This window comes from Paraflavitalea soli (genome assembly GCF_003555545.1).
GTDB classification, from domain to species: Bacteria; Bacteroidota; Bacteroidia; order Chitinophagales; family Chitinophagaceae; genus Paraflavitalea; species Paraflavitalea soli.
The window spans coordinates 1,341,002-1,361,412 of the sequence record NZ_CP032157.1 but is presented as its reverse complement, the minus strand read 5'-3'; the positions used below and the strand labels follow the sequence as shown (position 1 = coordinate 1,361,412).

The window sequence follows — 20,411 nt, the reverse complement described above, 5'->3', positions numbered from 1 at the left end:
ATCATTTTCTTTTTATCTGGTTAACCGATCGTTAAGGGAAGTTACAAAGGTTTCCACTGCTCATCAACAATTCATTAACAGAAGTTAAACAGCGGTTAACCACCCCCAAAAATTGAGTACGGGCTAATTATTTGGATAGCTTTATTCCGTCAACAATTTTCAACATAAAATATACAGAAAATGAAAAAGGTATTTTTGTTAGCCACCCTGGTGATAGCTTTAACCGGCTTGACAATGGCTCAAACGACTCCTAAACCTGCTCCTAAAGCTAAGAAAGAAACAACTGCTCCTGCTAAGGAAGCTCCTGCCAAGGATACTACCAAGAAAGCAGCGCACCACCATAAAAAACACGATAAAACAGCTACTAAGCCATAGTAACTTTTTCGATAAAGCAAGGTCGGTTTTGTTAGGGTTTATGAACGTCGTCCGTGGGTGGACGACGTTTCTTTTTGGGGCAAGACAATGGTGAATAGTCAACAGTGAATCCGTTTGAGTCGATCTATTGACTATTCCCTATTCACTGTCCGGCCTCTTAAATGCAACAAAGCCCGTGGGTATGAACCACAGGCTTTGTACTATAAACAAGATCATAATTATTATGCTTTCTTAGCTGTTGCAGCCGGAGCCTTGGCTTTTACAGCAGGGGCAGTAGCGCCAGGTTTTGCGTCGGCTTCACCCAGGGGCTTGTTCTTAGCCAGGTCAACCAGCATGGGAGCCGCAACAAAGATGGATGAATAGGTACCGGTAACCACACCGATCAACATAGCAAAGGCAAACCCTTTGGTTACTTCACCACCTACCAGGAACAGGATAAAGATGGTAAGGAACACGGTAAGTGAGGTCATAATGGTACGGCTCAGCGTATCATTAATAGCCTTATTGATAAGGGTTTCCTTATTCATCCCCTTCATGGTATGGCTGTATTCACGCACACGGTCATATACGATCACGGTATCGTTCATCGAGAAACCGATCACCGTCAGGATCGCCGCAATGAAGTGCTGGTCGATTTCCAATGGGAAAGGCACCACGCCTTTCAGGAAGGAGAATACGGCCAGGGTAACCAATACGTCGTGCAACAGGGCCACGATGGTACCCAGTGAATAACGCCAGTCGCGGAAACGGATAAAGATATAGATGGCGATGATCAGGAGCGACCAGAAGGTAGCCCATTGTGCACCGCTTTTCAAGTCATCAGAGATCGTAGGATCAACCTTCTTGGTTCCTTCAACCCACTTGGTAGTGGCAAACTCTTCCGCGGTAAGATTTGCGGGCAATAATGGCTTCAGACCGCTAAACAGGGTATTGCGCACAGCCGAATCGATAGACAATCCTTCTTCATTGATCCTAAAATCAGTAGTGATCTCCAGTTTATTGGGGCTGCCATACGTTTTGATCAGGGGGGCCTTGTGGAATGTTTTATCCAAAGCTTCCCTGACTTTTTCTTCATCGATCGGTTTGCCAAAATTAACTACATAGCTTCTTCCACCTTTAAATTCCACACCTTCATCAAAGCCATTGAAGATAGCGGCAACACCCAGGATCAGTACTACTACTGTGATACCATAAGCTACCTTACGGAACTTAATGAATGGGTAGCTGGCATGCTGGAAGATGCGCTTGGAAAGACCGGTGAAATATTTGAAGTGACGATTCTTATTAGTATAGAAGTCAGTGATCAGACGGGATACCAGGATACCACAGAACAGGGACAACAAGATACCGATGATCTGTGTAGTGGCAAAGCCCAATACAGGTCCCAGACCGTAGATAGCCAGGATGATGGCCGTTAATAAGGTAGTGATGTGCGCATCGAGCACTGGCGGTAATGAACGGCGGTAGCCGTCCTTGATCGCCTGTTCATGGGATTTGCCATGCGCCAGTTCATCCTTAATACGTTCAAAGATGATTACGTTGGTATCTACTGCCATACCAATGGTCAATACCAAACCGGCAATACCGGGAGCAGTCAGTGTAGCGCCCATGGCACTTAGCACACCTACGGTAAACAGCAGGTTTAAGATCAGGGCAATATTGGCAATTATACCAGCTGTATTATAATATACCAGCATCAGCAGGAAGATCACGGCGAAAGAGATGGAAAAGGACATGATACCACCGTGTACGGCTTCGTCACCCAGGGTAGGTCCTACTACCTGCTCCTGCACAATCTTAGCAGCCGCTTCTACCTTACCAGATTTCAGGATATTGGCGATATCCTGGGCTTCTTCCACTACCAGGGCCCTGTTTTTGGCGTTGCTGGCGCCCATAGTAATACGGGAACGGCCGCCATCGATCTTCTGGTTTACGTTAGGAGCTGTATAAACAATATCATCCAGTACAATGGCGATGGGCTTACCGATGTTGCGTTCGGTCATGCTAGACCAAAGGCGGGCACCGGCATCATTCATATCCATGGTTACCAGTACTTCATTGGTAGTTTGGTCAAACTCCTGACGGGCATCTTCAATGGCAGTACCTTCCAATTGAGCGCCTTCTTTACCAGGAATGGTTTTAATGGCAAACAAAGTGAGGATTTCACTGGCCTTGCCGTTGTCATCACGCTCCTGCTTGCCCCATACGAACTTTACATTGCCGGGAAAGTTATTCTTAACAGCAGGAATATTAAGGTACTGGTTTACTTTACCGGTATCTTTTATGGCAGCAATTCCCACATAAGCAGGATAACCGCCTTGTTGATAAGGACGGGCAGGATTCAATACCCTGAACAGCGGGTTGGAACGGGATGCCAGCAATGCGCTATCGGCAGCACTCTTGATAGAATCAGCCTTCGTAGTGCCTTTGAGAGAATCGGGTACCACAACATTGCTGTCTTTGGGTGCGGTAGTACCATATAAATAAGCTTCCAACGCTTTATCAGCATTGACGAAGCCATTTTGTATGATGCCATCATTCATGGTATATACTTCCCAGAACTGGAGGTTGGCAGTAGACTGCAGATATTTCCTTACACGCTCTGGATCGCTGGCGCCAGCCAGTTCAACGGTAATGATACCTTTATTTTCATCCAGGCTGATGCTGGGTTGAGCCACACCAAATTTATCAATACGCGTTCTCAGCACCTCGTAGGTTTGAGCCATGGCTGCATTTGCCTTTCCTTTAATATAAGCAATCACTTGCTCATCGGTGGCGTTGGCGCTCAACTTATTGCCGGCTTTGGCAAAATGAGGAGCCAGTTTAGCGCCGGGATTAACGGTTTTGAAAGCAGTGATGAAGAGGTTGATAAAGTTTTGATCGCTGGTCAGCTTCAAACGTTGGGCTTCTTCAATGGCTTTGGTGATCTGTGGATCTTTGGGATTATTGGCCAATCCTTTGATCAGTCCATCCAACGCCACATCCATCGTTACATTGATACCGCCCTGAAGGTCGAGACCCAACAACAATTCGCTTTCTTTGGCTTTCTGGTAAGTTTGACCCCACCAGGTAATTTTAGTTTCTTTTGTGGCAGAACGTAAACTATCGTAATAATGTGCTTTGTAGGTATTCAGAGAATCCTGATAAGCAGCCTGGGCTTCTTTATCGCCAGGGTATTTTTGCGCGGCGGCAGTGTATGCCTTTTTGATGTAGGCAGATGCTTTTGCATCCAAACTTTTCTCATGTTTGTTCACGAACCAGGTAAAGGATAGCTGGTAAAGGGATATAAGGATCAATAATCCAGCAAAAATGCTAACCAGTGCTCTCATTGCAATGTTGTTTATTTTTTAGGAGTTGGCAAAGATAGGGTTTTCAAACAGAAAAGGAAATAGCAAAATAAGCCTGAAAATGAGGCTTATAGAAGGTTTCGGCAAGCGTATACAGATAGCCGGACGTTTAGGTATTAGGACAAACGATAAACCGGCGGTTGGAGAGATGGCTGCAAAAGTAATAATCAGTAGCCAATAATGAACACCCATTGTATCAAAAAAGAACAGTAGGTAGAATTTCAAATTAACATATACTATTGATTAATAACCTATTAATACTCTGGCATTTTCTTGGCCGGGAATTGACCAACCCGATAATCTCCATTAATATATGCTGAAAAATTACTTTAAGATAGCTTGGCGTAGCCTGACCCGGAACAGAGTTTCCTCTTTTATTAATATCAGCGGGCTGGCTGTAGGACTGGCCATCAGTATCCTGGCGATGATCTGTATCCTGGATATGACCAGTTATGATAAGTTTCATACCCATTTGCCCAATATCCATGCATTGATAGTTACCAACAAGCTGTCAGGGGACATTAGTGCCGGCAAATCTGTGCCGGGCCCACTGGCGGAAGTATTACGGACCAACCTGGCAGAGGTAAAATATGTATCCCGCTATGGCAATGGCGGGCAGGGGTTGTTCAATGTGGGAGAAAAATCACTGTATGAAAAAACGGTCTATGTAGAGCCTGACTATTTCCGGATGATGACATTTCCGGCTATTTCGGGCGATCCGGTGAAAGCATTGGAACAATCAGGATCGATAGTAATCACGGAAAAGATAGCTAAAAAGTTGTTTGGAAAGGAAGACCCCATGGGTAAACTGATCAGGTATAATAACCAATATGCTTTGCAGGTGGGTGCTGTGATCCGGGACCTGCCGGCAAACAGCAGCGAGCATTTTGATGTGATCATCCCTTTCGTCCAGTACGAATACGAAAACCGTTCATGGATCAATAAATGGGACAATAGCGCTATAGCTACCTGGATGGAATTAAAGCCCGGCATTAATCTCACCACTTTTAATACAAAGCTGGATAAATTATACAAAGAGAAGACAGGGAACGAAAATTCGGGCTTATTTGCTTATCCATTTAGTAAAATGTGGCTGTATGGAGAATTTAAGAATGGTAAACCTGCCGGTGGACGCATCTATGCCGTGATGCTAATGGGCGCGGTCGGTCTGTTTGTGCTACTGATCGCCTGCATCAATTTCATGAATCTTTCCACGGCCCGGTCGGAACACCGTGCCCGGGAAGTGGGTGTACGTAAAGTAATGGGAGCTTTTCGCAAACAGGTCATTTTCCAGTTCCTGTGCGAAGCAATGTTGCTCACCTTCGTTTCCCTGTTGTTGGGTATATTCCTCGCTGTGATTGCACTTCCGGCTTTGAATCATTATACCGGGAAAGACATGACGCTTGATCTTTCCAACTGGCAAATATGGCTTTCACTGCTGGGCATGGTATTATTTACTGGCCTTGTGGCAGGTAGCTACCCTGCCTTCTTCCTCAGTAGTTTTAAACCAGTATTGGTTTTAAAGGGAGTGATCACCAACCGCAAAGGAGGTTCGCTATTACGTAAGGGGCTCGTGACCTTCCAGTTTGTAGTATCCATCTTCCTGATCCTGGCCACGATCGTTATTTTCAAACAATCAAAGCATGCCGAGAACCGGCCGATCGGTTACGAAGCTGAAAATCTGGTAGAGATTCCCCTACGGGGCGATATGGGGCCCAAATTCCAATTGCTGAAAAATGAATTGTCTCAAATACCTGGAGTGGTCAGTATTTCCGGTGGCACTAATAACCTCATCAACTTCGGCGGTGCTGTAGACGGTATTGACTGGCCAGGCAAAACAGCCGACCAACGCTTCTATATGACTGTAACGGATGTGCAATACGACTGGGTAAAAACAGCGGGTTTAAAAATGGCGGAGGGCCGTGATTTCAGCCCGGCATTCGGTACAGATACAAGCGGTTGCCTGATCAACCAGGCCGCAGCCCTGAAGATGGGTCTTAAATCGCCAATCGTTGGCACACGATTAAGCGGTTCACCCGTCATTGGAGTGGTACAGGATTTCGTTTTCAACAGTCCCATGGCTAAACCTGGCCCCATGCTCATTAAACTGAACCGCGGTGGCATGAATCATTTGTTCCTGCGGTTTCGGAACGATGATGACTGGCGCAAAACGATGGCCCAGGTAGAACTGGCTGTGAAGAAAGTAAGTCCTGGCTCACCATTTGAATACCATTTTACAGCGGAGGTGCTCCAGCAACGCCTGGAGGGCATGCGCTATACAAGCCAATTGACCAATATTATAGGTATACTGGCTATTTTCATCTCCTGCCTGGGGTTGTTTGGCCTTTCAGCCTTCCTGGCCGAGCGACGCAACAAAGAGATTGGTGTGCGTAAAGTGCTGGGAGCGAGCGTATCGCAGGTATGGATCACCCTGTCGAAGGACTTTCTAAAACCTGTATTGATCGCCTTCCTGGTGGCTGCACCGCTGGGAGGATGGGTATTGAATATGATGCTGCAGAACTGGGATTATCGTATCAGCCTTTCCTGGTGGATGTTTGCAGTGGCCGGACTGCTGGCCTTAGTGATCGCCGTGGCCACAGTAAGTTTTCATGGGTTCAAAGCAGCTTTGACCAGCCCGGTAAAGTCGCTCAGAACAGAGTGAGCCTTTCTACTTTCCTATAGCAGCCCTGACTACCTTATAGTAGCAGGGCTTTTTTTTCCACAAACTGTATTACTTTTGCGCCATTCGTTTAAAAAGCAAGCACAGACACTTATTAATTATGCAACTATCAACCAGATTACAATTATTCAACGAGCCTGAAACGTTGAAAATGGCAAAGCTCGGACGTGAGCTGAGAGCCAAAGGCATCGATGTTATTGACCTTAGTTTGGGAGAGCCCGATTTCGACACGCCCCAGCACATTAAGGATGCGGCTAAGAAAGCAATTGACGACAACTACAGTCACTACACTCCTGTAGCCGGTTATCCTGACCTGCGTGAAGCAGTGTGCGTAAAGCTGAAGCGCGACAACGGACTGGACTATAAGCCTGAAAATATTATTGTTTCCACCGGCGCCAAGCAAAGTCTGGCCAATGCTGTGTGGGCAGTCGTGAGCAAAGGCGATGAAGTAGTGATCCCTACCCCCTACTGGGTTACCTATTCTGAAATTGTGAAGCTGGGTGAAGGTGTAGTTAAACTGGTATCAACTTCTATCGAAAACAAATACAAGATCACTCCTGCCGAACTGGAAGAAGCTTTGACTGATAAGACCAGGTTGTTCATGTTCTCTTCTCCCTGCAACCCCAGTGGTTCTGTATACAGCAAGCAGGAACTGGAAGCACTGGCAGTAGTATTCCGCAAATATCCCAATGTATATATTCTCTCTGATGAGATCTATGAGTACATCAATTTTGTGGGTAAACATGAAAGCATTGCACAGTTTGATGACCTGAAAGACCGTGTGATCATCATCAATGGTTTGAGCAAGGGTTTTGCCATGACCGGTTACCGTCTAGGTATCGTAGCTGCTCATCCTGATGTGGTGAAAGCCTGTGAAAAATTACAGGGTCAGCTCACCAGCGGTACCAACAGTATTACACAACGTGCAGCCATTGTAGCCTTTACAGGCGACCTGCGTCCTTCACAGGAGATGAACAAGGAATTTGAGCGTCGCAAGAAAAGGGTACTGGAAATCATGAACGGAATTGAGGGTTTTAAATTTGCAGAACCTGATGGCGCATTTTACGTATTTCCCACAGTAAGCCAGTATTTTGGTAAGACAGATGGTGAAGAGGTGATTAAAGATGCTGATGACCTGTGTATGTACCTGCTCAATAAAGCGCATGTAAGCACCGTAACCGGTCGTGCATTTGGTGAGCCTACAGCCATCCGTATCTCTTTTGCCAACAGCATGGAGAAGATCGAAGAGGCCTGGAAGCGCATCATTGCAGCGCTGGCGAAGCTGAAGTAGAAGTAGAAGAAAGAATACAGAATATAGTATTTAGAATTTAGAAGGCTGATATTCCAGGCTTAACTAAACTTCAGTTACTGATATTCTTAAATGAGTTAAAAGCCGGGCGAGTGCCCGGCTTTTTCTTTTATTTGATATCAGGCAAGTGTTTTATTTGAGCGCAGTGGCCATCTTATTAAGGCATTGTTCGAGGCCGGCTTTAGACATCTCCACTATTTCATCTGAACCATAACCATACTCCTTAACGGTTACTTCGGTTTTGTTGTCACCTACAGACTTGAAGGTGATCACATGGCGTACATCTGCTGGGAGTCCCGGAGGCATACCTATCTTTGCCGGATCCAGTTTATTGCCATCCTTATCGGAAAAGTTCAATACAAACTCGATCCTTTCATTGGGCACGATCTTGCTGTAGGTCCAGGTATTGTACATATCATGCCCATCGGGAGAACGCATACAAAGCAGCGATTTCCCTCCCACCTTAAAATCCATATTGGCTACAGGTGTAGTAAAGCCATCGGGCTGCCACCACTTCTTTACCAGTTCCGACTCAGACCAGGCTTTGAATACCTTTTCCACCGGAGCATCAAAAGTACGGGTGACTGTCAAATCCTTTGTACCGGATTGCTGTGCCGAAGCGGGTAATGACGTACTCATAATTAAACAAATTAAGGTGATGGGCATGAGCAAGGCTATGCCATTGGTTTTGTTTTGCATAAGTTATGTTTTGGCTTTTAAAGCAAGGCAGGGCAAACTTACTGGTAGTAATTCAAATGAACAGGTGGTGTCTGCGACAATATACAGGGGTGATCGCACAACGAAACAAGCTGTATTTAAATGCCAAAACAGACGTTACAACGTAGTTTATTGCATTTTGTCCTTAGTAACATGTCTTTGGGACATGCCTGTTAGCAGTCGCCTTAAAAGAAGGTAACTATTCTCCCGATTTCTTGTTACTTTTCGTTTTCTAACCAATTAACATAGAAACCTAATCTCCGATTGCATGACCAACCGCAGAACTTTTATCAGGCAAACTGGTGTACTGGCATCCGCCTGGATGATGGGATCATCCTTTGTATTGAAACCCAAATACAAACTAGGCCTACAGTTGTATACGATCCGTAATGCAATGGCCAAAGATACCCGTGGTACACTTGCTAAAATTGCTTCCTTTGGGTATCAGGAAGTGGAAACATACGGATTCAACAGACAATACTACAAATTTACGCCTGCGGAATTCAGGTCATTGATGGAAAACAGTGGACTCACCAGTCCCAGCGGGCACTACGATCTGGATAAATATGTATTGCCGGGTAAGACGGTTGATGATCTCAATAGGTATGTAGATGAATGTATCCAGGGAGCGCTGATCCTGAAACAAACTTACATTGTATGGCCCTGGCTGGATGAATCGCTGCGGTCTATCGAAAAATTCAAGGAAATAGTAACTACGCTGAACAAGATCGGTGAGCGGATCAATAAAGCAGGGCTGCAACTAGCCTACCACAACCACAATTTTGAATTCATAGACCACAATGGGGATACCGGTTATGCCATGTTATTGAGGGATAGTGATCCCAACTACGTAAAGCTGGAGTTGGACCTCTACTGGTCTACTTATATGAAACAGGACCTTCCGGCACTATTCAAAAAACACCCGGGCCGTTTTCCGCTCTGGCATTTAAAAGATAAAGACAAAACGAACCCGGAGTTGCATACCACGATGGGTGATGGTGACATTGACTTTACCAAACTACTCTCCTACTCCAGTGAGGCAGGGGCCAAACATATGTACGTAGAACAAGGGAATAATTATATCCCCAATGATATGGCCTGTGTGGAGAAAAGTGCTGCATATACAAAGAAGTTGTTACGATAAAAGTTATTCTTTCGGCCACATGGAAGGCCAGCGATATTCTTTCGAAATGGCCCGAAGCAATTCATGGATAAAAGGCATTCCCTTTTTCGAGTTGGTCATGATCACTACGCCTCTTCCTATCTGTTCAAAAGACACTGCATAGGCAGTAAAACCTGCGTTGCTTCCGCTGTGCCAGAAGCATAGAGCGGAATCTTTTCCATCCAGCGCAAATCCATGACCGCTTCCTCCTGAAGACCTTGTAAGCATGGTTTGCACAGTAGCCTGCTTCAGCAAACCATCGCCGCCCCGGTAAGCATTGCCTATATTGAGCATAAACCTGGCAAGATCGGAAGGTGTGGACCACAGGCCGGTAGCTGCCATTTCAGGAAAAACATGGTATCCACCTTCCACCTGTTTTTTATTATCATCATAACCTTTGGCAACCAGCGTATCAAACCGGGCTGGCAGTGGTAATGTATAGGTGCTGTGCGTCATGCCAACAGGGGCAAATACCAACTCCTGCGCCAGTTGGCCCAAAGGCTTGCCAGTTGTTTCTTCCATGAGGAGCTGCATCACAGTAAAGGCGCCGCCTGAATAGGTTTCTTTTTTTCCAGGGAGGGCAATTACGCGGACAGGGGGAGAATTGGCCGGTGGGGCACCCTCCAGTATTTGGGCCAGGGTGGGAATGGAATCTTTCTGGTTGTAACCACTAAAACCATGCACCCCAAGACCTGCGGTATGGCTCACAATACGCCTCAGTGTTACTTTCTCCGTAGTGGTATATTGGTTATCGGGCACTTTCCAGCCCCGCAGCTTCAGGTTTACATCTTCATCCAGGGACAGGGTATTGTTTTCAACAAGCTTGAACATAGCTGCCGAAGCCAGTGGTTTTGATACAGAGGCTGCCTGAAAAAGGGTGTTTGTATCAACCGGTAGTGACCGTTCCAGGTCCCTCAGTCCATATCCTTTTGCCCAAATGATATGACCGCTGTCAAAAACAGCAATGCTCACCCCGGGAATACCCAACACTTTCATACGTTCATAAATAGTCTGGTGAATAGTGGAACCATCTGAGGTGATAGGAATAAGACTGTTCTCGATACTTTGGATTGGATCTGCGTAGTCGGCAGATGCATTGGAGCAGGATACAGGGAAAAGCAAACAACATACCGCTCCAATCAGGAGTGCCCCAAAAGTAGCTTTGGGATTAACAACAGGAATTTTCATATATCTGGTTTAATGGCGGTTACGCTCATGGAAGTTAAATGAAAAATCCGCACATTGAAACCAGGAACACTTGCCGGAAAGGAATTTCAGGCAATGATAATAAGACACTGCAATAATTGTTCAGTGAAGCATTAAGGGTTACCACCTGTTCAGGACAAGCCCCTGCTAATCTTCAGGAAATCAATCGGAGTAATTTTATACAGAGAACGAAGTACCGCAGCCGCAGGTTTTGCTGGCATTCGGATTGGTGAAGGAAAAACCGCGGGCATTGAGGCCATCTTCCCAGTCGATCTGCATCCCCATGAGGTAGAGACCGTGCGATTGGTTCATAATAAAAGTAAGGCCATCCAGCTCATATACCACATCACTTTCCTGCTTATCATCAAAGCCCAGCACATAGCTCAAGCCGGAACAGCCGCCGCCTTTTACACCTATCCGAAGAAATTTACTGGTATCAAAACCAGGCTCGCTCATCAAACGGGTAAGCTCTTTATGGGCATTAGGGGTAAATTGAACGGGGACCGAAACGGTTTCCATTACACAATATTTACCTCAAAAGTACAAAGATTGGCAGGAACAGTCAATCCCGCAACAAACAATTGACAATCATAGGACCTGGCAGACTATAAACGCCCTAAAAACCGTTAGAGAGAACTCAAAAAGCATTTCACTACATTTGTTGACTCAAAAAACTAACCCGAATGACACTTTCCTGGAATGAACTTATATGGCAGCTTATTATAGCCTTTGTATTAGGCGGTACCCTGGCCTATTTGTTCTGGAAACAACGCAAGGAAGCCAAACAGGCCCTGGCAGCTCAAAAGAAGACAGAAAAACAGGAAGCAGCCGCTACCACGCCTACCAAACAATTGCAGTTACAGGCCTATGAAAGGCTGATCCTGCTGGTAGACCGGATAGCCCTGCCCAATCTCATAAACCGGCTCAATGAACCCGGCCTGACGGCCCGTGACATGCAGGCGGTGCTGGTTCACAACATTAAAGGAGAATTTGAATACAATGTAACCCAGCAGATGTATGTATCGCAGGACGCCTGGGATGCCGTGCGCAACCTGAAAGATCAGAATATGTTGATCGTAAACCAGATCACCTCTTTCTTGCCGGCTGAGGCCACTGCACAGGACCTAAACCGCAGTATACTGGAAATGCTGATGCAGAATCCAAAAGCATCTTTACACAACGTAGTGGCGGATGCATTGAGCTATGAAGCGCGCAAGCTGATGGCCTGATATCCCCCCTACCGGAACTTTGAAATTAATGAGTGCTTATGCCTGAAAAAAAGATCTTTACAGACAGCGGAATCGAGATCAGGGAATTGTATGATGCCAATAGCCTGCAAGGGATCCCTCCCCTGCCGCCACCCGGTGAATTCCCTTTTACCCGGGGCGTGCAGCCGGATATGTACCGGGGCAAGCTGTGGACCATGCGGCAATATGCTGGTTTCAGTACTGCCGAAGAAAGCAACAAACGCTATCATTACCTGCTGTCACAGGGGGTAATGGGATTGAGTGTCGCTTTTGATCTTCCTACTCAGATAGGTTATGACAGTGATCACCCACTGGCCGAAGGCGAAGTAGGCAAGGTAGGTGTGGCCATTGACAGCCTGGAGGACATGCAAACGCTTTTTAAAGGTATTAAGCTGGAGGATGTATCTACCTCCATGACGATCAACGCTACAGGGTTTATCCTGCTGAGTCTGTATGTAGCCCTTGCCAAACAACAGGGCGCTGATCTTAAAAAGCTGACCGGTACCATCCAAAATGATATCCTGAAGGAATATGCGGCCAGGGGCACTTATATCTATCCGCCCAAGCCTTCCATGCGCATTATCACCGATATTTTTGAGTGGTGCAGCCAGGATCTGCCCAAATGGAATACGATCTCCATTTCCGGATACCATATCCGGGAAGCCGGCAGCACGGCCGTACAGGAAATTGCTTTTACGCTTAGCAATGGAAAAGCTTATGTAAAAGCAGCCCTGGAAAAGGGGCTAGACATTAATGTATTTGGTAAACGGCTCTCCTTCTTTTTCAATGCACACAATGACCTGTTTGAGGAGGTAGCCAAGTTCCGCGCCGCCCGGAGCATGTGGGGGCGGATGATGAAAGAACTGGGGGCAACAGACCCCAAAGCCATGATGCTGCGCTTCCACACGCAAACAGGCGGTAGCACACTTACAGCACAACAACCGCTCAATAATATCGCCCGTGTAACAGTTCAAACCCTGGCGGCAGTGCTTGGCGGCACTCAATCACTGCATACCAACGGGTATGATGAAGCATTGAGCCTGCCTACAGAAGAGGCTGCACGCATTGCGCTGCGCACGCAACAAATAGTAGCTTTTGAAAGCGGTGCTGCCGGTACAGTAGACCCGTTGGCGGGCTCTTACTTTGTTGAATCGCTAACCAAACAGGTGGAAGAAGAAGCCTGGAAACTGATCGGTAAAATAGATGCGATGGGCGGCAGTGTAAGCGCCATCGAACAGGGATTTATCCAGGATGAAATTGCCCGCAGTGCCTATGACTACCAGCGACAGATAGAACGCACTGAAAAGATCATCGTAGGCGTTAACAAATTTCAATCAACAGAGACCAATACCACCCCGGGCTTTAAAATAGATGACTCCATCCGCCAGGTACAAAGCGAAAAGCTGGCCATCCTGCGCCGTCAACGCGATCATGCAAAATGCGACCAGTTATTGCAACTCCTTTCTGACAAAGCAGGTAGTGAGGAGAACATTATGCCTACGGTTATTGAGGCCGTAGAGCACAAGTGTACATTGGGCGAAATTGCTGATACGCTACGGGAAGTATACGGGGAATATAAGTAACTTCGTTTCATGTACCTAGCCACTACAGTAGGTTCTGATAAAGAACTGGAGCAGATACTGCAATTGCAGCAACAGAACCTGAAACAACACATTAGCCAGGAAGAAAAGGATGCACAGGGGTTTCTGACCATGCAGTTTAACCTGCCCATGCTACAACAGCTACAAGCCATTGCCCCCAGTGTAATTATCAAACAGGAAGAGGAAGTGGTAGCCTATGCCATGACAGTAACCCTGGAAGGCCGGACTGCTTATCCCGACCTTGAGCCCATGTTTGTGAATTTTGAAAAGCTGCAGTGGCAGGGAAAACCATTATACGATTTCCGGTTCTATGTAATGGGCCAGATATGTGTATCCAAGGATCACCGGGCAAAAGGCTTATTCGATAGGCTGTACAAGCACCATAAGGAAGTATACAGCCCCCATTATGATTTTATCATTACTGAAATATCTAGTTCCAATTACCGGTCTTTGAAGGCCCACAAACGGGTAGGATTTGAGACCATTCATACCTATACAGATATGATAGATAACTGGCATGTGGTGGTATGGGATTGGCGGTAACGATTATTTCTTTATATTGACGGTTAAACAGCCACCCATGCGTTTCATTGCCAAACTACTCTGTCTTTTACTGCTTTTGTCCTCCCTCACTGGATCAGCACAGCAAAATGTATCGACACAGATTGAACAAAAAGCCACAGCGATCCTACCCAGGTTGGTAGAGTGGCGGCGTTACCTGCATGAGCATCCGGAACTTTCCAACCGGGAAGTTAAAACCGGAGAATATGTAGCTGCCCACCTCAAGGCATTGGGGCTGGAGGTGCAAACAGGTGTCGCCAAAACCGGTGTTGTGGCCATCCTCCGCGGCGGTAAACCGGGGCCAGTAGTAGCCCTGCGGGCTGATATGGATGCGCTGCCGGTGCAGGAACGGGTAAACATTCCTTTTAAGTCAACGGTAACAGCTGATTACCTGGGCCAATCAGTACCCGTGATGCATGCCTGTGGCCACGACAGCCATGTAGCCATGCTGATGGGAACAGCCGAGGTGCTGGCCGGCATGAAGAAAGAGGTACCCGGTACAGTAAAATTCTTCTTTCAACCAGCTGAAGAAGGACCTCCAGGTGATGAGGAAGGCGGTGCTCCCCTGATGGTGAAAGAAGGGGTAATGGACAATCCTAAAGTAGATGCTGTATTTGGCATGCACATAGAATCTGACATTGAAATAGGCAAATTTGAATACAAATCGGGCGCTTTTATGGCCTCCTCCGATTGGTTTACCATCAAGGTAAAAGGTAAACAATCACATGGTTCACAACCCTGGAAAGGAATCGACCCTATAGTAGTATCTACGGAAATCATCAGCGCGCTGCAAACCATTGTAAGCCGCCAATCTGAATTGACGAAAGCACCGGTGGTTATCACTGTAGGCAAGTTTCACAGTGGCGTACGCCCCAACATCATCCCGGAAGAAGCTCTATTGGAAGGCACGATCCGTACGCTGGACAGCAAGATGCAAAAAGAAACACATGAACGCATCCGTAAGGTAGCCACCACAGTAGCGGAAGCCATGGGCGCGGTAGCAGAAGTGACCATTGACACCAAAACCCTGGTTACGTATAATGATCCCGAACTGGTAAAAATGATGCTGCCCTCGCTGGAAACGGCGGCCGGCAAGAGCAATGTGACAGAAAGGGAATGGGTAACGGGCGCAGAAGACTTCTCCTTCTTTGGCACCAAGGCCCCCTCCTTCTTTATTTACTTTGGCGGCATGCCCAAAGGTGCAGACAAAACCAAGGCGCCACCTCACCATACGCCTGATTTCTATATTGATGACAGCCGCCTGGACGTAGGCGTTAAAGGATTTTGCCAGTTGGTATTTGACTATGCCAAACTGAAAGCAGGTGGAGATACCAAAGGGAATGCTAAAAAAGGATTCTGATCATAACACATTGATTGTAAAATGCCGTACTGCAATATTTCAGTACGGCATTTGCTTTTATACAAACACTTAATATTCGGGTAATATTGGCGATCTATTTTTGTAAAAGAGTTCTTTATGATTATTGATGAATCGCTATTATGGAGCAAACTGGAAAGTTTCTCCCCAGACAACCCTAATGATGTTCTTTCTTTCTCTCAACGTTTGGCCAGGGAAAATGGATGGCCACCTTTATTCACGGAACGGGTCATTGCGGAGTACAAAAGATTCATTTTTCTCTGCATGATCAGCCCCCAGCCAGTCACCCCCTCCGATGAAGTAGATCAGGCCTGGCATCTTCACTTAGTGTATACCAAATCCTACTGGAACGACCTCTGCCGAAACATCCTTGGAAAAGACATCCACCACACTCCCACAGAAGGCGGCCCCGCCGAAAGAGACAAGTTTATCAGTTACTACGAATCCACTTTACAACTTTACCGCCACAAGTTTGGAAACGAGCCTCCAGATGATATCTGGCCAACTTCGGATAAGCGATTTGGAGCAGTTGAATTTGTAAGAGCCAATACAAGCACCCACTGGATACTGCGAAAGCGGCGCTGGCATCCCAAACTCACAGGGATCCTCTTCATCCTACTGGGATTTGTAGGAGGGGCCATCACTTCACACTTCGGGGTATTGTTTATGTTCCTTTTCCTGGGATTATCAATGATAGCACAACCAAACAGGTCGCGATCCAACAGGGAAAGCGGGGGATGTGGTGGCGGATGCAGCGGTTGTGGTGGAGACAGCGGAGATAGTGGATGTGGCGGAGACGGAGGTTGCAGTGGCGGATGTGGAGGAGGTTGCGGAGGAGGCGATTGAACCCTGATATTGGTAACCCATTTTTTACAAAAGAGTTCTTTATATGAATACGACTATACCAAGTGTAGCCCTGATCATCATTGGGGCACTATTGAGTTTTGCCTCTGACAACCGGTTATTCTTCATCGCACTGAGTCTATCGGCGCTGGCGCTGTTGATACGACAAGCGCTACTGGATGTAACCATGGATATTTCAATGACTGATTCCTTGAGAAATACCGTAGACGGGACATATAGGGAATTGACATGGCAGCGACGATTACAGTGGGTATGGAAGGAATTAGGAAAATGGTGGAACTCCATCGAATGGGACGAAGATTGAGAGTCGCAACCCAGGAGGTATGACAAACTAAATAGCAAATATCAAGCCGGTGGGCCTGACATTTGTTATTTAAAGACTTCAAAAGATTGACAGATGAAGCTATGCTTTCTTCTTTTCCTTCGCCCAGGCATCCTTGAGGGTAACGGTGCGATTGAACACCATACGCTCTTCGGAAGTATCTTTATCCAGGCAGAAATAGCCTTTGCGCAGGAACTGGTAGCGTTCTTCAAAGCGGGCAGTCTTCAAGGCCGGTTCTGCATAAGCTGTTCCAATTACCTTTAATGAATCGGGATTGATATAATCCTTGAAATCACCTTCCTCACTGGAAGGATCTTCCACTTTGAACAACCTGTCATACTCTCTTACTTCCACACTGATGGCCTGCGCCACGCTTACCCAGTGCAGGGTACCCTGTACTTTGAGACCGGAGGTATCGGAGCCACTCTTGCTTTCAGGAACATAGGTACATTTCACCTCGGTTACTTTACCCTCCGCATCTTTGATCACCTCCTCGCATTTGATGATATAGGCACTCTTTAACCGCACCAAACCACCCGGAGCCAACCTGAAGAACTTCTTGGGAGGGTTTTCCATAAAATCCTCCTGTTCGATGTACAGCTCACGACTAAACGGTACTTCACGGTGACCGGCATTGGCATCCTCGGGGTTGTCTTCGCTCGTCAGCATTTCCACTTCCCCTTCGGGGAAGTTGGTGATGGTGACCTTCAGCGGATCAAATACCACCATGCGCCGTTGGGCGATCTTATTGAGGTGCTCACGGATGCAAAACTCCAGAAGGGAATATTCAATGATATTATCCCGTTTGGCCACCCCTACCCGCTCACAGAAATCACGGATAGACTCGGGTGTGTAGCCCCTTCTACGAAAGGCACTGATAGTAGGCATGCGGGGATCGTCCCAGCTGGTAACATGCTTTTCTTCTACCAATTGTTTCAGCTTGCGCTTGCTCATCACGGTGTAATTCAGGTTGAGACGCGCAAACTCATATTGATGGGAAGGGAATATCTCAAGTTGTTCAATCATCCAGTTGTACAAAGGACGGTGCGGAATGAATTCCAGGGTACAAATGGAATGGGTGATATGCTCAATGGAATCACTTTGTCCATGAGCGAAATCGTACATGGGATAAATGCACCAGGCATCGCCGGTACGGTGATGGCGTGCGTGCCGGATGCGGTACATGAGCGGATCACGCAGGTGCATATTGGGCGAAGCCATATCAATCTTTGCGCGCAATACCTTCTGTCCGTCCGGATATTTACCGTTGCGCATTTCTTCAAACAGGCGCAGGTTTTCTTCCACGCTCCTGTCTGCATATTGATTCCTGGTACCGGGTGTAGTAGGTGTTCCTTTCTGTTTGGCAATTTCTTCGCTGGTAGAATCATCTACGTAGGCCAGTCCTTTTTTGATCAGGTTGACGGCAAATCCATACAACTGTTCAAAATAATCAGAAGCATATAATTCATTGGCCCACTGGAATCCGAGCCATTGCACGTCAGCCTTGATACTCTCTACATATTCGGTGTCTTCTGTAACGGGGTTGGTGTCATCAAAACGGAGGTTGGTGGTGCCGCCATATTTGAGGGCCAACCCAAAGTTGAGGCAAATGCTCTTGGCATGGCCAATATGCAGGTAGCCATTGGGCTCCGGCGGAAAACGGGTAGCGATTGATTTGTACTTGCCCGCCTTCAGGTCCTCTTCAATGATCTCCTCAATAAAGTTGAGGCTTCTTTCTTCTGCTTTTTTAATCTCAGTCATATACCTGTATTTACGAATATGCCACGGTCTTTCGACACCCGTGGCATATGTAAATGCGAATTTACGAAAAATTCCGGGATTATCTCTTCAGGAGGCGGTTTTGGAGTAGTCGCTGAAGTACTACCTCCCGCTCTGTGCGACTAATGGGAATATGGTGTTGACCGATGCGAATATCATTGCCCTCAATGCTTTCCACCTTGGCTGCGGCCACAATAAAGGACTTATGGGTACGTACAAAGCGGCCGGCAGGCAGGTATTCTTCAATACTGCGGAACGTGAGGTAGGTGATGTATTTTTTTTCGGTGGTATGAACTGCTACATAGTTCTGCAAGGCCTCGACAAACAATATCTCCTCGTATTTGACCTTGATAAGCTTGTTATCGCTCTTGATAAAAAAGTAGTCGGGCTCAGTACCAGCGCCCGGAGCAATGGGATGTGCCGACGGTTCTCTGAGGGATTTGGCCTTGATCGCTGCTTTGCAGAAACGTTCAAAGGAAAAGGGCTTTAGCAGGTAATCAATGGCATTGAGTTCAAATCCATCTACAGCATATTGGGGATAGGCGGTAGTAAAGATCACCATGGGCGGTTGAGTCAATGTTTTCAGGAATTCGAGTCCGGTCATCCGGGGCATTTGGATATCCAGGAAAATAAGGTCGATCTTTTGCTGAGTGATGAGTTCAATAGCCTTCATGGGATTATCAAACTCGCCCGATAATTGGAGAAAATCTACATCCTGGATGTATTCTTTAAGCCCGGTGCGGGCCAGCGGTTCATCGTCTATGATGATGCATTGTAGTGTCATGACAAATGAAGGTTTAACGCTACTTTAAAGGTAGCATCATTATTATCGATCTGCAATTCATATTTCCGGGGATACAGGAGCTCGAGCCTCCGTTTTACATTACTAAGACCAATACCGCCTGGCGGTTCGGTGGAGCGCTGGTAATTTTCCTTTGAGTTTTCCACCATAAAAAGAAAGGAGCCATTTTCTTTGTCGAGTGTTACCTGTACAAAGTTACGCTGATCGGGGTGGTGAGAAATATGTTTGAAAGCGTTTTCAACAAAAGGAATGAGTAGCAAAGGAGTTATCCGGAACCCCCTCACCGCTGGCGCTACCTGTACATCAACCTCGTAATAGTGGTCTTTACGCAGCTGTTGCAGCCGGATAAAATCCTGGAGGTAGGCTACTTCTTTTTCGATCTCAATGGTATCGGCATTGCAGTCATACAATTGGTAACGCAGCAGATCGGAAAACTGCAGCAGGGTTTGCCGTGCTGTGGCATTCTGCTTATCGATCAGGAAATAAATGGAATTTAAAGAATTGAACAGGAAGTGTGGATTGATCTGCGACTTCAGGAAGTTGAGCTCAGCTTCGGCCTTTTCTTTGGATACCTCCCCCAGCCTGCGCTGGGCACTGGCATGGTCCATCAGGAGTTTAAAAGCAGCACCGGTGCTCACCAATAAGATATGGGGGATGACATTGTCATAAAAACGCCGTTTGGTATCATTTAATACATCAAATAAGGAGGGCCGGTTCATGATCTGGCCTTCCAAATACATCTTAAGCCAGCTGAATCCGGTGACCACGATGAGAAACGTAAGGGCAAAGAGAATGTATTTCTTTTTATACAGCAGCTGGGGAATGAGCAGGTAATTGGTGATATAGACCATGAGGGCCAGATCGGCTACTTTGAGGCCGGTAACCAACCAACCTGTATTGCGGGGATAATCCTGGTAACGGAAAAAGTGCCAGCCGCCAAACAGTACCAGCCAGCCCAGCAGGTGGTCGAGTTTATAGCGTCTGAATATGGATTGCATGTTCATACCTCAAAATAAATATACAAAAAGCAGTTATCATTTATTCTTACACCTGCTGCCGGA

General features: G+C 46.7%; 17 protein-coding genes. 10 read left to right on the top strand and 7 right to left on the bottom strand.

What is annotated here, in order from left to right:
* The first annotated feature begins 180 nt into the window (after positions 1-180).
* Positions 181-375 (top strand): hypothetical protein, encoded by a 195-nt coding sequence (locus D3H65_RS05205; protein ID WP_119049248.1) that lies wholly within the window; start codon positions 181-183, stop codon positions 373-375.
* 221 nt (positions 376-596) lie between these two features.
* Here the strand turns inward: D3H65_RS05205 and secDF are convergent, their stop codons facing one another.
* The gene (gene secDF, locus D3H65_RS05200) at positions 597-3,704 is read right to left on the bottom strand and encodes a protein translocase subunit SecDF (RefSeq protein ID WP_119049247.1); all 3,108 of its coding nucleotides are present in this window, start codon (positions 3,702-3,704) and stop codon (positions 597-599) included.
* A gap of 331 nt (positions 3,705-4,035) precedes the next feature.
* Here secDF and D3H65_RS05195 point away from each other — a divergent pair, with 331 nt between their 5' ends.
* Both D3H65_RS05195 and D3H65_RS05190 read left to right on the top strand, forming a co-directional pair.
* A complete protein-coding gene (locus D3H65_RS05195) occupies positions 4,036-6,384 on the top strand; it encodes an ABC transporter permease (protein WP_119049246.1) in 2,349 nt (782 codons plus the stop codon).
* Positions 6,385-6,553: 169 nt separating this feature from the next.
* Positions 6,554-7,693 (top strand): pyridoxal phosphate-dependent aminotransferase, encoded by a 1,140-nt coding sequence (locus D3H65_RS05190; protein ID WP_317127755.1) that lies wholly within the window; start codon positions 6,554-6,556, stop codon positions 7,691-7,693.
* A gap of 150 nt (positions 7,694-7,843) precedes the next feature.
* Here D3H65_RS05190 and D3H65_RS05185 read toward each other — a convergent pair whose 3' ends face one another.
* Entirely contained in the window at positions 7,844-8,350 is a 507-nt protein-coding gene (locus tag D3H65_RS05185; RefSeq protein WP_119054396.1) for an SRPBCC family protein, read from the bottom strand.
* A 346-nt stretch (positions 8,351-8,696) separates the two neighbouring features.
* Here D3H65_RS05185 and D3H65_RS05180 point away from each other — a divergent pair, with 346 nt between their 5' ends.
* The gene (locus D3H65_RS05180; protein WP_211345629.1) at positions 8,697-9,572 is read left to right on the top strand and encodes a sugar phosphate isomerase/epimerase family protein; all 876 of its coding nucleotides are present in this window, start codon (positions 8,697-8,699) and stop codon (positions 9,570-9,572) included.
* Between the two features lie 3 nt (positions 9,573-9,575).
* Here the strand turns inward: D3H65_RS05180 and D3H65_RS05175 are convergent, their stop codons facing one another.
* Positions 9,576-10,778 (bottom strand): serine hydrolase domain-containing protein, encoded by a 1,203-nt coding sequence (locus D3H65_RS05175; RefSeq protein WP_119049244.1) that lies wholly within the window; start codon positions 10,776-10,778, stop codon positions 9,576-9,578.
* 195 nt (positions 10,779-10,973) lie between these two features.
* Positions 10,974-11,315: a HesB/IscA family protein gene (locus D3H65_RS05170; protein WP_119049243.1), complete on the bottom strand. Its 342-nt coding sequence runs from the start codon at positions 11,313-11,315 to the stop codon at positions 10,974-10,976.
* 164 nt (positions 11,316-11,479) lie between these two features.
* On the opposite strand from D3H65_RS05170, the gene D3H65_RS05165 reads away from it, so the two are divergent.
* From D3H65_RS05165 to D3H65_RS05145, 6 genes are all read left to right on the top strand, one after another.
* Positions 11,480-12,025 carry a DUF7935 family protein gene (locus tag D3H65_RS05165; protein ID WP_119049242.1) on the top strand — a complete coding sequence of 182 codons (546 nt, stop codon included), beginning with the start codon at positions 11,480-11,482 and terminating at the stop codon, positions 12,023-12,025.
* A 38-nt stretch (positions 12,026-12,063) separates the two neighbouring features.
* Complete coding sequence (locus tag D3H65_RS05160; protein ID WP_119049241.1) at positions 12,064-13,626, top strand: acyl-CoA mutase large subunit family protein; 1,563 nt, start codon at positions 12,064-12,066, stop codon at positions 13,624-13,626.
* A 9-nt stretch (positions 13,627-13,635) separates the two neighbouring features.
* Positions 13,636-14,187, top strand: coding sequence for a GNAT family N-acetyltransferase (locus tag D3H65_RS05155; protein WP_119049240.1), 552 nt, complete (start codon positions 13,636-13,638; stop codon positions 14,185-14,187).
* A gap of 37 nt (positions 14,188-14,224) precedes the next feature.
* Positions 14,225-15,565, top strand: a complete 1,341-nt coding sequence (locus tag D3H65_RS05150; RefSeq protein ID WP_119054394.1) for an amidohydrolase — start codon at positions 14,225-14,227, stop codon at positions 15,563-15,565.
* Positions 15,566-15,682: 117 nt separating this feature from the next.
* On the top strand, positions 15,683-16,429 hold the full coding sequence (locus D3H65_RS32790; protein ID WP_162915417.1) for a glycine-rich domain-containing protein: 747 nt from the start codon (positions 15,683-15,685) through the stop codon (positions 16,427-16,429).
* 43 nt (positions 16,430-16,472) lie between these two features.
* Positions 16,473-16,751, top strand: a complete 279-nt coding sequence (locus D3H65_RS05145; protein WP_119049239.1) for a hypothetical protein — start codon at positions 16,473-16,475, stop codon at positions 16,749-16,751.
* A gap of 99 nt (positions 16,752-16,850) precedes the next feature.
* Here D3H65_RS05145 and D3H65_RS05140 read toward each other — a convergent pair whose 3' ends face one another.
* From D3H65_RS05140 to D3H65_RS05130, 3 genes are all read right to left on the bottom strand, one after another.
* A complete protein-coding gene (locus D3H65_RS05140) occupies positions 16,851-18,530 on the bottom strand; it encodes a glutamine--tRNA ligase/YqeY domain fusion protein (RefSeq protein WP_119049238.1) in 1,680 nt (559 codons plus the stop codon).
* 79 nt (positions 18,531-18,609) lie between these two features.
* On the bottom strand, positions 18,610-19,332 hold the full coding sequence (locus D3H65_RS05135) for a LytR/AlgR family response regulator transcription factor (RefSeq protein ID WP_119049237.1): 723 nt from the start codon (positions 19,330-19,332) through the stop codon (positions 18,610-18,612).
* Positions 19,329-20,354 carry a sensor histidine kinase gene (locus D3H65_RS05130; RefSeq protein ID WP_119049236.1) on the bottom strand — a complete coding sequence of 342 codons (1,026 nt, stop codon included), beginning with the start codon at positions 20,352-20,354 and terminating at the stop codon, positions 19,329-19,331. The genes D3H65_RS05135 and D3H65_RS05130 overlap by 4 nt, the downstream gene beginning before the upstream one ends.
* Between the last annotated feature and the right edge of the window lie 57 nt (positions 20,355-20,411).

What these genes read in the sequence shown, in the direction of transcription:
- D3H65_RS05165 (WP_119049242.1), top strand. Translation starts at nt 11,480, where the DNA reads ATGACACTTTCCTGGAATGAACTTATATGGCAGCTTATTATAGCCTTT.
- D3H65_RS05185 (WP_119054396.1), bottom strand. Translation starts at nt 8,350, where the DNA reads ATGAGTACGTCATTACCCGCTTCGGCACAGCAATCCGGTACAAAGGAT.
- D3H65_RS05155 (WP_119049240.1), top strand. Translation starts at nt 13,636, where the DNA reads ATGTACCTAGCCACTACAGTAGGTTCTGATAAAGAACTGGAGCAGATA.
- D3H65_RS05205 (WP_119049248.1), top strand. Translation starts at nt 181, where the DNA reads ATGAAAAAGGTATTTTTGTTAGCCACCCTGGTGATAGCTTTAACCGGC.
- D3H65_RS05180 (WP_211345629.1), top strand. Translation starts at nt 8,697, where the DNA reads ATGACCAACCGCAGAACTTTTATCAGGCAAACTGGTGTACTGGCATCC.
- D3H65_RS05140 (WP_119049238.1), bottom strand. Translation starts at nt 18,530, where the DNA reads ATGACTGAGATTAAAAAAGCAGAAGAAAGAAGCCTCAACTTTATTGAG.
- secDF (WP_119049247.1), bottom strand. Translation starts at nt 3,704, where the DNA reads ATGAGAGCACTGGTTAGCATTTTTGCTGGATTATTGATCCTTATATCC.
- D3H65_RS05145 (WP_119049239.1), top strand. Translation starts at nt 16,473, where the DNA reads ATGAATACGACTATACCAAGTGTAGCCCTGATCATCATTGGGGCACTA.
- D3H65_RS05175 (WP_119049244.1), bottom strand. Translation starts at nt 10,778, where the DNA reads ATGAAAATTCCTGTTGTTAATCCCAAAGCTACTTTTGGGGCACTCCTG.
- D3H65_RS05135 (WP_119049237.1), bottom strand. Translation starts at nt 19,332, where the DNA reads ATGACACTACAATGCATCATCATAGACGATGAACCGCTGGCCCGCACC.
- D3H65_RS05150 (WP_119054394.1), top strand. Translation starts at nt 14,225, where the DNA reads ATGCGTTTCATTGCCAAACTACTCTGTCTTTTACTGCTTTTGTCCTCC.
- D3H65_RS05170 (WP_119049243.1), bottom strand. Translation starts at nt 11,315, where the DNA reads ATGGAAACCGTTTCGGTCCCCGTTCAATTTACCCCTAATGCCCATAAA.
- D3H65_RS05160 (WP_119049241.1), top strand. Translation starts at nt 12,064, where the DNA reads ATGCCTGAAAAAAAGATCTTTACAGACAGCGGAATCGAGATCAGGGAA.
- D3H65_RS05130 (WP_119049236.1), bottom strand. Translation starts at nt 20,354, where the DNA reads ATGAACATGCAATCCATATTCAGACGCTATAAACTCGACCACCTGCTG.
- D3H65_RS05190 (WP_317127755.1), top strand. Translation starts at nt 6,554, where the DNA reads ATGGCAAAGCTCGGACGTGAGCTGAGAGCCAAAGGCATCGATGTTATT.
- D3H65_RS05195 (WP_119049246.1), top strand. Translation starts at nt 4,036, where the DNA reads ATGCTGAAAAATTACTTTAAGATAGCTTGGCGTAGCCTGACCCGGAAC.
- D3H65_RS32790 (WP_162915417.1), top strand. Translation starts at nt 15,683, where the DNA reads ATGATTATTGATGAATCGCTATTATGGAGCAAACTGGAAAGTTTCTCC.